The 13,491-nt window shown below is 54.2% G+C and carries 17 protein-coding genes and 2 pseudogenes; 8 read left to right on the forward strand and 11 right to left on the reverse strand.

All coding sequences use genetic code 11. The features are described from left to right. Window positions 1–48: 48 nt before the first annotated feature. Genes traF through FIU93_RS31050 form a run of 4 tightly spaced genes read left to right on the forward strand, consistent with a single transcriptional unit; the run spans window position 49 to window position 2,698 of the window. Complete coding sequence (gene traF, locus FIU93_RS31035; protein WP_008188292.1) at window positions 49–543, forward strand: conjugative transfer signal peptidase TraF; 495 nt, start codon at window positions 49–51, stop codon at window positions 541–543. Beyond that, window positions 464–1,702, forward strand: coding sequence for a conjugal transfer protein TraB (locus FIU93_RS31040; protein ID WP_081450443.1), 1,239 nt, complete (start codon window positions 464–466; stop codon window positions 1,700–1,702). Before traF ends, FIU93_RS31040 begins: the two co-directional genes overlap by 80 nt. A gap of 4 nt (window positions 1,703–1,706) precedes the next feature. Further along, window positions 1,707–2,333 (forward strand): hypothetical protein, encoded by a 627-nt coding sequence (locus tag FIU93_RS31045; protein ID WP_008188277.1) that lies wholly within the window; start codon window positions 1,707–1,709, stop codon window positions 2,331–2,333. Then, window positions 2,330–2,698, forward strand: a complete 369-nt coding sequence (locus FIU93_RS31050; protein WP_062492154.1) for a thermonuclease family protein — start codon at window positions 2,330–2,332, stop codon at window positions 2,696–2,698. The genes FIU93_RS31045 and FIU93_RS31050 overlap by 4 nt, the downstream gene beginning before the upstream one ends. On the opposite strand, the gene FIU93_RS31055 is transcribed toward FIU93_RS31050, so the two are convergent. The 9 genes and pseudogenes from FIU93_RS31055 to FIU93_RS31090 form a co-directional block, all read right to left on the reverse strand. Then, a complete protein-coding gene (locus FIU93_RS31055) occupies window positions 2,695–2,898 on the reverse strand; it encodes a helix-turn-helix transcriptional regulator (RefSeq protein ID WP_286202479.1) in 204 nt (67 codons plus the stop codon). The two genes, FIU93_RS31050 and FIU93_RS31055, sit on opposite strands and share 4 nt — an antisense overlap. 6 nt (window positions 2,899–2,904) lie before the next feature. Next, window positions 2,905–3,114: a transposase domain-containing protein gene (locus FIU93_RS31845; RefSeq protein ID WP_353621972.1), complete on the reverse strand. Its 210-nt coding sequence runs from the start codon at window positions 3,112–3,114 to the stop codon at window positions 2,905–2,907. After that, window positions 3,109–3,411 (reverse strand): annotated as a pseudogene (locus tag FIU93_RS31850) (transposase); the annotation flags it as partial. The pseudogene FIU93_RS31850 and the gene FIU93_RS31845, both read right to left, overlap by 6 nt. 124 nt (window positions 3,412–3,535) lie before the next feature. After that, window positions 3,536–4,009: a signal peptidase II gene (gene lspA / locus FIU93_RS31065; RefSeq protein ID WP_040450310.1), complete on the reverse strand. Its 474-nt coding sequence runs from the start codon at window positions 4,007–4,009 to the stop codon at window positions 3,536–3,538. A gap of 22 nt (window positions 4,010–4,031) precedes the next feature. Further along, on the reverse strand, window positions 4,032–4,487 hold the full coding sequence (locus FIU93_RS31070) for a DUF411 domain-containing protein (RefSeq protein ID WP_040450265.1): 456 nt from the start codon (window positions 4,485–4,487) through the stop codon (window positions 4,032–4,034). A 183-nt stretch (window positions 4,488–4,670) separates the two neighbouring features. Then, window positions 4,671–5,297 carry an SCO family protein gene (locus FIU93_RS31075; RefSeq protein WP_008188278.1) on the reverse strand — a complete coding sequence of 209 codons (627 nt, stop codon included), beginning with the start codon at window positions 5,295–5,297 and terminating at the stop codon, window positions 4,671–4,673. Continuing rightward, entirely contained in the window at window positions 5,297–5,761 is a 465-nt protein-coding gene (locus tag FIU93_RS31080; protein WP_040450263.1) for a copper chaperone PCu(A)C, read from the reverse strand. Before FIU93_RS31080 ends, FIU93_RS31075 begins: the two co-directional genes overlap by 1 nt. A gap of 27 nt (window positions 5,762–5,788) precedes the next feature. Further along, window positions 5,789–6,448, reverse strand: a complete 660-nt coding sequence (locus tag FIU93_RS31085) for a thioredoxin domain-containing protein (protein WP_008188213.1) — start codon at window positions 6,446–6,448, stop codon at window positions 5,789–5,791. Further along, on the reverse strand, window positions 6,445–6,867 hold the full coding sequence (locus FIU93_RS31090; RefSeq protein ID WP_008188234.1) for a disulfide bond formation protein B: 423 nt from the start codon (window positions 6,865–6,867) through the stop codon (window positions 6,445–6,447). The genes FIU93_RS31085 and FIU93_RS31090 overlap by 4 nt, the downstream gene beginning before the upstream one ends. A 480-nt stretch (window positions 6,868–7,347) precedes the next feature. Here FIU93_RS31090 and FIU93_RS31095 point away from each other — a divergent pair, with 480 nt between their 5' ends. From FIU93_RS31095 to FIU93_RS31110, 4 genes and pseudogenes are all read left to right on the forward strand, one after another. Further along, entirely contained in the window at window positions 7,348–7,776 is a 429-nt protein-coding gene (locus FIU93_RS31095) for a helix-turn-helix domain-containing protein (protein WP_008188248.1), read from the forward strand. Window positions 7,777–8,111: 335 nt separating this feature from the next. Continuing rightward, complete coding sequence (locus FIU93_RS31100; protein ID WP_008188268.1) at window positions 8,112–8,873, forward strand: transglutaminase family protein; 762 nt, start codon at window positions 8,112–8,114, stop codon at window positions 8,871–8,873. Beyond that, window positions 8,863–9,804, forward strand: coding sequence for a cation diffusion facilitator family transporter (locus FIU93_RS31105; RefSeq protein WP_040450261.1), 942 nt, complete (start codon window positions 8,863–8,865; stop codon window positions 9,802–9,804). Before FIU93_RS31100 ends, FIU93_RS31105 begins: the two co-directional genes overlap by 11 nt. Window positions 9,805–9,896: 92 nt before the next feature. Continuing rightward, window positions 9,897–11,248: pseudogene (locus tag FIU93_RS31110) on the forward strand (IS3 family transposase). A 250-nt stretch (window positions 11,249–11,498) separates the two neighbouring features. Here the strand turns inward: FIU93_RS31110 and FIU93_RS31115 are convergent. Together FIU93_RS31115 and FIU93_RS31120 are read right to left on the reverse strand one after the other, a co-directional pair. After that, the gene (locus FIU93_RS31115; protein ID WP_134853287.1) at window positions 11,499–12,167 is read right to left on the reverse strand and encodes a L,D-transpeptidase; all 669 of its coding nucleotides are present in this window, start codon (window positions 12,165–12,167) and stop codon (window positions 11,499–11,501) included. 235 nt (window positions 12,168–12,402) lie between these two features. Beyond that, window positions 12,403–12,906 carry a L,D-transpeptidase gene (locus FIU93_RS31120; protein WP_008188287.1) on the reverse strand — a complete coding sequence of 168 codons (504 nt, stop codon included), beginning with the start codon at window positions 12,904–12,906 and terminating at the stop codon, window positions 12,403–12,405. Window positions 12,907–13,491 lie beyond the last annotated feature (585 nt).

Below are 13,491 nucleotides of genomic sequence, written 5' to 3' on the forward strand. Positions count from 1 at the left end.
AGGCGGAAGGACAGGCGACGGATTCTGCTCATCCTGTCTCTTGGCGGAATGGTGATTGGCGGCATTGCCGCAGCCGGAACCTTCGGAGGATACCGGATCAACACAACACCGAGCTTTCCGCTCGGACTTTGGCGGATCGAGACATTGCCTCGCGAAGTGCGTTTGGGCGATACCCTATTCATCTGTCCGCCGGCAAATGCGCCGGCGATCGAACTGGCGCGAGAACGGCTCTACCTTCCGGCAGGCCTGTGTGATGGCGGCATGGCACCGCTCATCAAAACCGTCGTCGCCCTGCCCGGACAAACCATCGCTATCGAGGGCGACCAGGTTTCCATCGACGGGGAACGCCTGGCGCATTCTTCCATTCAAGCGAAGGACGGGCAGGGGCGCACCTTGACCGCCTATGCCGGGGGCGTCGTTCCCGCCGGCGCACTCTTTGTACATTCCGATTACATGGCTTCTTATGATTCAAGATATTTTGGACCCATCCCGGCGAGCGGCATTCTCGGCCTGGCGCGAGAAGTGTTCACCTTCCAGCCTTAAATTTGCGCGCAGTCTGTTTTGTATTCTGGGAGGCATGGCGACCGGCACAATCGGCTGGTCCGGGAACGTGCTCCTGTTGCCGGCCGGAATGCTGTTTCCGGCTTTCTGGGCTTACGCTCCGTCCCGATCCGTGGCGGCACTGGTAGCCGCCGCGCACTTCCTGGGAGCGTCACGGGGATTGCCTCAGGGCGCCAGCATCTTCTTCGGGTCCCAATATGCCATCGGCCTGGGGCTGTGGTTCGGGGCATCGCTCGTCTTTGTCGCCGTTCACTCTGCGCTTTGGACGCGAGGATCCGGATGGCCACGAATGCTGCGCTACCTGATCGCAAGTGTTTTGATGAGTCTGCCGCCCTTCGGGATATTGGGTTGGGCCAGCCCGATTACCGCGGCCGGTGTGCTCTTTCCGGGATGGGGCTGGTTGGGGCTGGCAGCAACCGCGATCCTGTTGCTCATGATGACCACAAGCCTTTGGCGGATCGCGGTTCCGGTGGTGGCCGGCTTTGCTGCCTGGTCCGCCGCATTCTGGACGCAACCAAAGGTAATTGAGGGCTGGACCGGCATCAACACCACTTTCGGTTACGAAGGGGCGGGACAGCCTGCCGGCTACAAGCAGCAGCGGGAAACCATTGCCATGGTCCGCGAGGCTGCCGCGCAGGGCGTGAAAGTCGCCGTCCTGCCCGAGAGTGCGCTCGGACTATGGACCCCGACGACGGAACGGCTTTGGAAAGACGCTTTGTCAGAACTGCCGGTGACTGTGATCGGGGGTGCGGCTGTTGTTCAAAAGAGCGGCTACGACACGGTGATGGTGGAGGTGTCAGGGAAGGGATCGCGAATTCTCTATCGCGAGCGCATGCCGGTCCCTGTCTCGATGTGGCAGCCCTGGCGGCGGTTCACAGGGGACGGAGGCGGCGCGAACGCCTATTTCTTCGACAATCCCGTCATGCAGGTCGCGGGCAGCCACGCCGCGCCTCTGATCTGCTACGAACAGCTCCTCGTCTGGCCCATCCTGCAATCCATGGCCATGGGCTCAGACGTCATCGTTGCGATCGGCAACGGCTGGTGGACGGGTGAAAGCAACATCACCGACATTCAACGCGCCAGCGTCACAGCATGGGCAAAGCTGTTCGATGTTCCGCTGGTGATCGCATTCAACGAGTGAATCCATGATAGACGCTGCCCTGATTGACCAATGTGCCGACCCTTCCCTGCAACCCGCCATCGTTGAGGAGTTCATCGCAGCGGTGGGTTCTGAGGATCCGCTAAGTGTGACCGTGCGTTCCGGGTCGAAGACGTTTCTGGTGCCAGGGGCAAAATCTCCGCAAGGGGCCGCGAAGCTAGTTCAGGATTATCTCGGCAAAGCCGTCGTGCGCGTCGGAATCACGCAATATCCGGTTGGCATTGGCATCTCGGACAAGTCGCAGGTCACCGCGGATGTGTTCGACGCCTGCAACAACATCAAGATCGGGACCGCGCTGTTTGCCCGTGTCTACAGGATTGTGACGAAGTGGTACGACACGCCGGTGCCGGAAGCCTTTCAAGACGCCATCGAGGCATACCTGTCGGGGTATTTCGACGGGGAGTATGTGTTCACAGCGGAAAATCAAAGTGAGAGCGATGACTTGGCAGCTCCGAGTCAAGCAGCCTTGGAGGAAAGTGCGCATGTACCAGAACATGAAAGTGCGGAGCCGTATCCAAAGAGTAAGCTTCGAAAACAACTATGGGCACTGGATCCGAACCAGGCGGATATTGGCGTCGATCTGTCTGAGATCGGGGACTTCAACAGAGAATGACCAGCCACATCGTTGTTGCCGTGTATCTCTGTGCTGCGACATGCCAGCCACAGCAATTGCGCGTTTGGGACGGTGACAGTTTCCTGATCGGCATGAAGCACGGCTCGGAGCGTGTGCGGGTTCTCGGCCTGGATACCGCCGAGATCGACGGAAAATGTTCCTATGAAATCCAGATGGCAAAGAAGGCCAAGCGCCGGCTCGCCGAGTTGGCGAACGGACAACGCATTCAGATCCTCCGAAATGGCAAGGACAAGTATGGCCGCACCCTCGCAAGGGTCTTGGTCAACGGCAACGACGTAAGCCAAATTCTCATCAACGAGGGGCTTGCCCGGCCGTGGCACGGACATCGCGAGCCGTGGTGCTAATCTTTCGGCTTCTTGATCCGTCGAAGAAACTCCATCGGATCCACGTTGAGCGCCAATGAAATCTGATAGATTGTAATAACGGTTGGGTTCCGTTTTCCGCGTTCCAGGCTGCTCAGATATTGCTGACTGATGCCACTGATCGCCGCAATTTCCTTTTGCGTCATGTTCCCGCTATTCTGTAAGCGAAGTCTGCGCCCCACGTGGCTTCAGTTTGACGGCGTTAAGTTGCATGGCAGGAATTCGTCGATCCGGATTTTCGGATGGCCGCCGGCGATGGCCTTGAGGGGCGTCTTGAGATAGGCGAAGAGCTCCACGCCGTTAATTTTCGCGGTCTCGATGAGGGATGCGATGCGGCCACCTTCGTCATGGCCGGCGGAAAAGGCTTTCTTCCTGTTCAATGCAATTGGCCGGATCAAATTCCCGACGCTGTTGCAATCGATCTCGACACGGCCAACGTGAAGGAAGGTCTGTAAGCCGTCCCAGTGACGATGAATATAGGCGAACTTCTCACCGAGACGAGACTTGGCGGAGACCCGGAGGCGTTGCTCTTGCAACTATTGTCCGAAGGCAGTGAGGGGAGGCGCGGTGCGGGCCTGTCTGGCCGAGAGCCGCTACCCGGACGCCGTGCCTCGGATATCAGCTTCGACCCTGTAGAACTCGGCGATTCGGCGCAAGCCCTCGGCGGCGATCTCGGAGACATCGCGGTCGAACACTTCCTTCAGTTTCCGTCGTGCGTGCGCCCAGCATTGCGCGACGCGTATATTATTCGGGACCTCATGCCTGCTGATTTTAAGTATGCGGGTCGCGTAAATTCTATTGAAAGAACGCTACTCTGTTTCAGCTGGAACCAGCATGTCGAGCGGCCAACCACGGAGAAAGAAGTAACAATCCTAAGCCGCCAACCACGAAAACATCGGCCATATTGAAGGACGGCCAATGTGCTGCGCCAAAGTAGAAGTCAAGAAAGTCAGTCACTGCGCGATATCGCAGCCGATCCGTGACATTTCCGAGAGCACCACCAATGATCATTCCGTAAGCCAAGGCCTCGAACTTGCTCGCGGCACTGATCAAAAGCACCGACAGCCAGACGCAGACGGCAAACGCCAGCACGACAAGAACAAACCAATGCACTTCACCCAGCAGTCCAAATGACACGCCGCTGTTCTGCAAGTAAGTAAGATTGAGACCAGGAAAGACGGAGACACTGGGAGTCAAACTGGCTTTGTTTGCGACGATGATTGACTTCGATACCTGATCGACAAAGAACGCAGTTGCAACGCCTGCCAACCCGATCGTCAGAATTGGTCTCATCATTGCCATCCTTTTGGTGCGCTCAATTACTCGCATAACTCGCGAACACTTCCGTCGAACCGTCCCGCCGAATCAGGAAGACATCATAGGCTTCTCGCATGTCGCTCTGATCCATGCCCGGTGAGCCGAGCGGCATCTCGGGCAAGGCGAGACCAATCGCGTCTGGACGTTCTGATAGGAGACGCCGAATATCGGTCGCCGGGACATGACCCTCGATTACATAGCCGTCAACAAGTGCCGTATGGCAAGAGGCCATTCGCTGGGGCACGCCATTGTCGATCTTGAACCGCGTCAACGGTCCGGCAAACATGTCTTCGCCGGTCGTATTGAAACCATTTTCCTCAAGATGCTCCATCCAAGCCAGGCAACAGCCGCAACCGTTGGTCTTGCGGACCTCGACTAGACTTTGGTCAGCGAATGCCTGCGTAGATGACGACAATGCAAGAGTGAACATGAGAGCAGTGAGACATTTTTTCATGGAGCAGAGCCTTTTCGTTATGGATCGAATGCACTTACAGCCAAGAAGCGGTGATGCGGTTTGGGGATGCCGGTACTGTTCGCTTGCAGCCCGGGGAGCATCCGTTAAGACGCTCCTTGAGTATGGATCAGTTTGGCGAGTGGACCGTTGAAGCCACACCGACATTCATCAGATACCTTTTGCTCATTGAGGCACTTCCTCTTTTTCAGTCATTGCGCGGCGAATTTTGGGCACTGCGGTTTCTCGAGTCTCGTGGTAGTCGATAGCCCCAGCAAACTGCCCGTTTGTTTTGAACAAGAAGACGCTCGCGGTATGGTTCATGGTGTAGTCTTCACCATCTGTCGGTACCTTTTCATAGGTGACCCGGAACATATCTGCCGCTACCGCGATCTGCTCATTCGTTCCGCTCCAACCCCGGATGTTCGCGTCAAAGTAACCCACATACTCAGCCATCGCGTCGACGGTATCGCGTTCGGGGTCAACTGTAATGAAAATCACATTCAGTGCGTCCGAGTCATCGCCCATCATCTCAAGCCAACTCGATATGTCCGAAAGCGTGGTGGGGCAAACGTCGGGACAGAAAGTGAAACCGAAAAACACCATCGTCGCGCGACCGGTGAGGACTTCAGGGCCCACCGCGTTTCCTGCGTGGTCAGTGAGCCGAAACTCCATAGCGGGAAGATCAAGGGGACGCCGAATGAAAGGTTCCGGTGCACCCGGACCATCGACACGCCACCAGCCGACAAAAAGAATAAAGCTGATTGCCACGACGCCAAATACGCCATACTGAAGCAAACGCCGTTGCCGCATCAGTTCTCGGGTCCACGTGCCGCGATGCCAAGGATCGGAATTTCGACTGCCACTTCACCACCATCGGAGAAAACCAGGGTCATAAAAAAACTCTCACCCTCTTTCATTTTCCGTTGCAGCCCCATCAACATCGCATGAAGTCCTCCGGGTTCCAGCGTAACTGTTTCTCCCGGAGCAATTTCGATTTCACCGACTGGCGCCATAGAACTCACGCCTTGGTTATTCGTTGAAGTCCTGTGAATTTGAGTTTTCAGCGCAATATCCGTACTAATGCCTATTAGCGTTACTACAACGTCGCCGGTATTACGGATTTTCATGTAGGCGACGCCGGGACGACTGGTACCGATGGAGGTGCGAGACCATGCATCCTCAATTAGCACTTTGTCTGAGCCTGCTACGGAGGCTTCACAGAACCCTATGATTATCACGAGTGCCACCAGCGTTTGGCGCAGTACCTTTCTCATTTACATTCTTCCTTTGTAGATCGCTGTTCAGTTCTGAACCGCGGCAACTTCCGCCGAGACCAGGCGCCGCAGCTCAACATCACCGAATGGATCCAACGGTTTTCCGTTTACGAAGAATGTTGGCGTCTGCCGCACCCCAACAGCTTCGACGTCCGCACGGTCTTGGTTGAGGATCCCAACGACGTCGGGTGCAAGCATTTGTGTACGCGCGGCCTCTGCATCAAGACCCGCGGCAGCGGCAATGCCGAGTATCAAACCTGGCTGTGGTGAGCCGTGCGAAGCCCACCTGGGCTGTTCGCGTAAAACAGCCTCCAGCACAGGCTCGAAGACACCTTGCATTCGTGCGGCTTCGAGGATTCGGATCGCTTCTTCAGATGCCGCACCGTGAAATGCCGTGTAACGCATCACGACACGAACCACGGGTTCATGCTGCGCCAAGAGGTCTTTCACAATTGGATGAAACGCGCGACAGGCCTCACAGGCGGGGTCAAAGAACTCTACAATTGTGACAGGTGCGTTTTCTGGCCCAAGGATTGGTGAATAGGGCCGAACAAGGACCTCGTTGCCTTCTGAGACGAGAGGTTGGGCACTCTCCAAAGGCGCTTGGCGGTTCACATACCAGGCGGCACCGACGAAGCTGGCACTCGCAGGTGCGAGCACAGACAAGATCAAGGTGCGGCGGTTCATTTATGTGTCTCCTTGAGTGACAGGGCGGACAATAGGCTGATGAGTGCGAACGCGACGAACGCCATCAAAGGGATCGGAATGCCAAGGATCAATTGGTTGGAATCCGTGCAGGAAGGACCAATTGCAGAGCATGGCTGAATGGGCTCGGGAATCAGGCCTGCGTAAAGGCCTAGGTGCCAGAGTGCAACGGCACCGCCTCCAAGTGCCAACACTAGACCATAGCGACCAACTCGGCGGTCATGCCACCAAAGACCAAAACCAAGGACAATGACCAACGGAAACATGAAGGCCCGCTGAAACCAACAGAGCACGCAAGGCGTTTGGCCCAACACTTCGCCGATGAATAATACAGCGAGTGTAGCGACGAGTGATACGATCCAGGCAAGGACTAGGGCCATTTCTCCGGAAAAGCGGGCCATAAAGTCAGATCCCCTCTTCTAGTGTGGTGAAAACTGCTTCGCCGGGCATGTCGTTGTACCAACTACTCTCCCTCACAAGTGGCCGTAAATCATTTGTCAGGTTTACAGACGCGTTCCGGTCAGCGCCGGTAGAGGTGTGAATTGTTTTCATTTTGGTCAAATCCAATGCGAGGATGTCTATTGTGGCGTGGGTTTCCGGTAGAGCAGCAAAACTGGTTGCCAAAAAACACGACCACCAGTATCCGGCGCGTCCTAAAAACCTCAGAGTTCGTACACGTTTGGAGATCAAACAGTTCGAATGTGGCAGTAACTGACTACTGAATTACCTTTTTCGGAACACGTATAATTCCTAAAGCCACTAGAGGTTCAAGCTCAAATTTGCGGACGTGCTTGATTGTCGCGCGGAAGCAAATAGCTTAGGTTCGGCGCTGCTGAAAGTCCATTTCGCTCCGTACAATTTTGTATTTGGATAACTAATTCATGCTCACGATCGGCGGTCTTGCAAAGAAAACAGGCACGAAAGTGCAGACTATTCGCTATTATGAACAGATCGGGCTTCTACCAGAACCGGACCGTACTGAGGGGGGACAGAGACGCTATAGTAATGAGCAACTCGACAAACTTTCATTTATTCGCCATTCGCGGCAGCTTGGTTTTTCATTGGAAGAAATCCGGGAGCTCCTGGACCTCTGCGATCATCCCGACCGGCCCTGCGGCAAGGCTGACACGATTGCACGTCGGCAGCTTAAGCAGGTCGAACAGCGCATCGCGCGTTTGCAGGCGCTTCGCACAGAACTAAAGCGCATGGTCCGTGAATGCAGCGGTGGCCGCACAGCTGACTGTCGGGTATTAGAGGTACTCCGAGACCACTCCGAGTGTTTAACTGATCACGATGAGATAGGTGCTTAGGCACTACTTTGACGGTCATTGCTTCGATTTTCCCCGCCTATTACTTGCTTGGCTCTGATGATGGATCATGTCTTAAACTTTATGGCCGTCTTCGGTTCGGAAATAAATCGGGGCGGCGGCATCGCAAATTAGATTCTGAAAATCAAACAACCCACATGTTCCCTTTGCGGGTGAGATAGTACAGAAACCAGAGTAATGGGCCTTGTCGGAATTTCGTTCGCAGACAGGGAGCAACAGCTGCCCTTCAGAGTCTAAATTTTTTGGGTGGCCACCTCTTAAACCTCTAGCGACTATAGAAACTACATACATACTCGGTCGATACGAGGAACAATCACATGCCCGATGCTGCCCCCCTTCTTGCCGCCACGCAGTTACTCGATTACCGCGCACCATCCGTTGTCCGTCTGACTGAAGATCGGAAATGGCTCCGACTGCCTCAGTACGATCGCATAGGCGCAATCTACGACTTTGTTCGAAACGAAATCGCCTTCGGCTACAATCGGGCGGACAACATTCCCGCGTCTGAAGTACTTCGAGATGGGTACGGCCAGTGCAACACCAAGGGAACGCTCCTAATGGCGCTATTGCGCGGTGTAGGTATCAAGTGCCGCCTGCGAGGGTTCACGATTCACAAGGAGCTACAACGTGGTGTCGTCCCGGATTTGATCTTTCCGATCGCACCACAAGAAATTCTTCATTCCTGGGTTGAGGTCGAGTTCGACGGCAAATGGATTAATCTCGAAGGATTCATTCTAGATGAAAAATTCTTGAGCGTTCTCCAGCAGACCTTTTTCGGAAACAAGAGCTTGTGTGGTTTCGGTGCGGGCACCGATTGCCTTGACGCGCCACCGGTTCGCTGGGAGGGGCATGACACCTACATTCAAGAGACGGGCATCGAGCAGGACTTTGGTGTGTTTGAAACGCCGGATCAATTCTATTCAGAGCACATGCAAAAATTCGGACGAGTGAGGGGCTGGCTTTACCGGTTCATCATACGTCACTGGATGAACACTCGCGTCCGTGCCATTCGATCAGGTCGATTAAAGCCCAGTAGGTCTGCAATCCATGATCACGGAGGTATCGCAGATGCCGCATGACCACCACGGGCATAGTCACGTGCACCTCGATCCTCAAAGCGGCGACCGCAGAGTCGGCGTGGCAATTTGGGCTAATGGCCTTCTGACGATCGCACAAATAGTGGGCGGCCTCTTTGCCGGAAGCCTTGCACTGATTGCAGACGCCTTGCACAATTTTTCAGACATGGCCGCGCTGATTATTGCCTTCGCTGCCCGCAAGATTGCGCGGCGCCCTGCGGATGAACGTATGACATTCGGCTACGGACGCATAGAAACAGTAGCTGCGCTCATCAATTATACGACCCTTATTATCGTCGGCCTTTACCTAATTTATGAAGGAGGAATGCGCCTGATTGAACCACCGGACGTCCAGGGCTGGACGGTCGTGATTATCGCAGGGTTTGCTCTCGGCGTAGATGCTTTGACAGCAGCACTGACCTGGTCGATGCAAAAGGGAAGTCAGAACATTCGTGCCCTGTTCTTGCACAACCTATCGGATGCACTGGCGTCCGTTGCGGTAATCGTCGGCGGGACCTTGATCATCCTATTCGATATGCGATGGGTCGACCCCGCTGTTACCATCGGCATTGCGGGATACATCCTCTATCTGGCAGTGACGGAGATTGGCGGACCGGTCAGAACGTTGATGCTGGGGAGTCCCCCGGACATCGAAGGACATGATGTCGTCGATCTACTGCGCGCAACATCTGGGGTTCGCGAGGTACATCATGTACACCTATGGCAGATGGAAGAGAACGCTCCAGCGTTGGACGCTCATGTAGTCGTCGAAGAAGTTGACTGGAAACAGTTGGAGGCAATCAAGTTGGAGCTGAAAGAAAAACTATCAGATTCCTTCGGCATCGTTCATACCACTCTGGAGTTTGAGCGCGAGGGTGTGTGCGAAAACGATGTTCCGTTGTTTGGGCATGATCGGTCTTATAAGCAAACGTGACATGCCGTGTCGTCCGTCAGCGCCACTGGGACAGATTAGATTAATTGCATAACGGAGGATTTCAGGCTCATCGTAACCGTCAAGGAGTGCAGATGAGAATGAAATCCGGGAAGCAAAAACAGTCGGCCGAGAATGCTGTCAGAGACATCAGGCGCAAGACCCGTCGGCAGTTCAACGCCGAAGAGAAGATACGGATCGTGCTCGAAGGCTTGCGCGGCGAAGAAAGCATCGCCGAACTGTGCCGTCGCGAGGGTATTGCCCAGAGCCTCTATTACAGTTGGTCAAAGGAATTTCTAGAAGCCGGGAAACGGCGCCTTGCAGGAGATACGAGCCGACAGGCAACGGCACCGGAGGTGAAGGAGCTTCGGGCTGAAGCATCGGCGTTGAAGGAGGCCGTTGCCGATCTGACCCTGGAGAACCGACTACTCAAAAAAAGCATGACCGGCGATGGGGAAGACGACGAATGAGATATCCGGCATCCGAGAAGCTCGATATCATTCGCATCGTCGAACAGTCACATCTTCCGGCAAAGCGAACCCTGGACATGCTGGGCATCCCGCGGACGACTTTCTATCGCTGGTATGACCGGTATCTGTCGCTTGGCGAGGCCGGGCTTGCGGACCGGTCGTCACGACCGGGTCGGGTCTGGAACCGCATCCCTGATGCCGTGCGCCGACAGATCGTCGATCTGGCGTTGGAAGAACCTGATCTATCGCCCAGAGAACTGGCGGTCCGGTTTACCGATACAGAGCGCTATTTTGTCTCCGAGGCCAGTGTCTATAGGCTTCTGTAAGCGCAGGACCTGATCCCGAGCCCGTCATACATCACCATCAAGGCAGCAGATGAGTTCCATGAGAAGACCGTTCGGCCAAACCAGCTTTGGCAAACCGACTTCACCTATCTCAAGGTTGTCGGTTGGGGTTGGTTCTATCTCTCGACAATCCTGGATGACTACAGCCGCTACGTTGTTGCCTGGCGGCTTTGTGCGACCATGAAAGCCGGAGACGTCACTGCTACCCTTGAGGAGGCCTTGATTGCTTCAGGCTGCAACAGCGTCACCGTCACCCACCGGCCGCGCCTGCTCAGTGACAATGGCAGCAGTTATATCTCCGGCGACCTGGCTGATTGGCTCGAGGATCAGGGCATGGACCATGTCCGCGGCGCCCCCAATCATCCACAGACACAGGGGAAGATCGAGCGTTGGCACCAGACGCTCAAGAACCGCATCCTGCTCGAAAACTACTACCTGCCTGGCGCACTCGAACAGGCAATCGGCGCGTTCATCGAGCACTATAATCATCAGCGCTATCATGAAAGCCTCGGCAATCTAACACCAGCCGATGTTTACTTTGGCAGGGGCGAAACAATCCTCAGACGAAGAAAGGAGATCAAAGAACGGACAATCCACAGACGCCGCTTGCTGCACCGTCAGAGCACAGCGTAAACTAAAAGAAAAATGAGCCAGATCCTCCGTGACCGATCAGGCAATCCTGCCCCAAATCATCTGACGACGGACAACATGCCGCAGCTAACGCATGGTGCGATCAAATCGGATTGCCGCGATGTTTGGTTACTGCGGCCTTGTGAGCTGTTAAGGCCGTGCGGCCGAACAATCGATCCCAGAGTTATAAGGGACAATTTGACAATTCGCCGTACATCGTCCCCGTAACCAGCTGAATTTACCGATTGTCGGTTCACGACAATACTACAATCGGTGACCCGACAGGCACCCGTCCAAAAAGATCGATTATGTCTTGGTTCATCAATCTGACGCAGCCGCTGGAAACCGCGGTGCCAATTGTCCAATATTCAGAAGTTCCATGTAAGCGATAGAGCGTGTCGCGATTTCCCTGAAAAATATAAAGCGCTCTCGCTCCTAGAGGATTTTCCAACCCGGGAGGCATTCCACCGTTCCGCCAACTCCATTTCTCGAGTTCCGGTTCCCGCTCGATCATTTCCTCTGGTGGTGTCCATTTGGGCCACTCAGTCTTGCGCGCAATCCGAGCCCGTCCTGACCATTCGAATCCGGCCCGACCAAGCCCCACTCCATATCGCATTGCCTTTTTGTTTTCCTGAACCAGGTAGAGATAAAAGTTTTGCGTGTCGACAACAAGTGTGCCCACTTTTTCAGGAGTGTTGTAATCAACTTGCTGGCGGTAGAAACGCTCTGGTACTTTTTTCAAGTTAATTGCCGGTAGCGGAAACCGCTCGGTTGGCATAGCGCCATACATCGATATGTAGGCTGGGTCTTCAGAATATGGCACTGGTTTTATATGTGCCTTGTCAGAGGCACATCCGCTAACAACGACGCTAGCAAAGCATGCCGATCCTGAAAGAAAGGATCTTCTTGAGAGGTAAGTCATTCAGATACTACTTGTTTGTTTGGGGAAATAGCCAAGACCTTTCAGATCAACCAAATAATGCTTTTTCTCTCCATACGTAAAAGTCGATCAAAGCGGTCAGATGAAACGCTCGACAAATGATCGTCCAAAGCTCGTACTTGGGTTTCTGTCTTCTTGGGCTAATGCAGCTCTCATTTGTAAAGGCACGCGCCGGATGCAGCCACGTGCCTGACCAGAGTTTTCGGCTATTGGGTACTCACAAAACGACCACTCTTGTGCCTAAAGGCACGCGTTCATAGAGATCTTCAACATGAGCATTGATCATCCGAACGCAGCCGTTAGAGACGGATCGACCGATAGAGGAAGGTTCGGTGGTTCCATGGATCCGGTACATGGTGTCCCGACCGTTTCGATAAAGGTAAAGCGCTCTTGATCCAAGAGGGTTATTCGGTCCACCAGGGACACCATTTGCGTATTTCCGATATTTGCCGGGGTTACGACGTATCATGTTTGCGGTGGGACGCCAGCTTGGCCACTCCGCCTTGCGTTTTATTACCGCCTCCCCTTTCAGCGACAATCCCGCTTTGCCGACACCAATTCCATAGCGGCGCGCCCTGCCGAAACTCTGAACGAGGTAGAGGAAATGATTTTTCGTATCGACAACTATCGTCCCAGGAGGATAGGAAAAGTATCGTACGGATTGCGGTTCGAATTTGGGGTCGATCTTGAACTGTTTCTTGTCATGTGCATAAGCAGGCATGACAAAGGCTCCAACTGCTCCGACGGAGCCAATGAGTAAATTACGACGAGTAATCATCGCTTTTCTCCAAAAAATTACTAACGATCGCAGGAAGCTTTGCAGCGATAAAGCTGCCACGTGTCAGTAAATTCTTGGAGGCCTGTCTTCTGGCTTTGGATCTTTGGAAAAAAGGCCAAGCAATACAGTATCTTCCAAAACCAATTCCGCCTTCAAAAATCTCGGTTCCAACGAACCCGCAATTGACACGCAATCGACTCCACACTTGGCTAGTTTTTGAGACTTTGCTTGGTTGCTCGTTCGATTGCAGCACCTGAGGTTATGCGACGTGAGTGTTTCGGACACGATCGAGGCGTTTTGAACTGCTTTTTGGTCTGGAAGCACCGGCTCCCCGGCTGTCTGGGCAGCACCAATTGCGGCGGCGGAATGAAGCCCCGTATAAAACACAATCAGTATGGTTAAGACCCACTTACGCATTCGCAATACGTACAGATAAATTCTCAAGAAATCCATAACTGCGAAAACGGAAAATGAAATTTGAAACGCCAGCACTTTGACAAAGCTGTGAAATTGAAAAAAATCGCCTGC

The sequence above is a fragment of the Labrenzia sp. THAF35 genome (assembly GCF_009363595.1).
Classification (GTDB): Bacteria; Pseudomonadota; Alphaproteobacteria; order Rhizobiales; family Stappiaceae; genus Roseibium; species Roseibium algicola.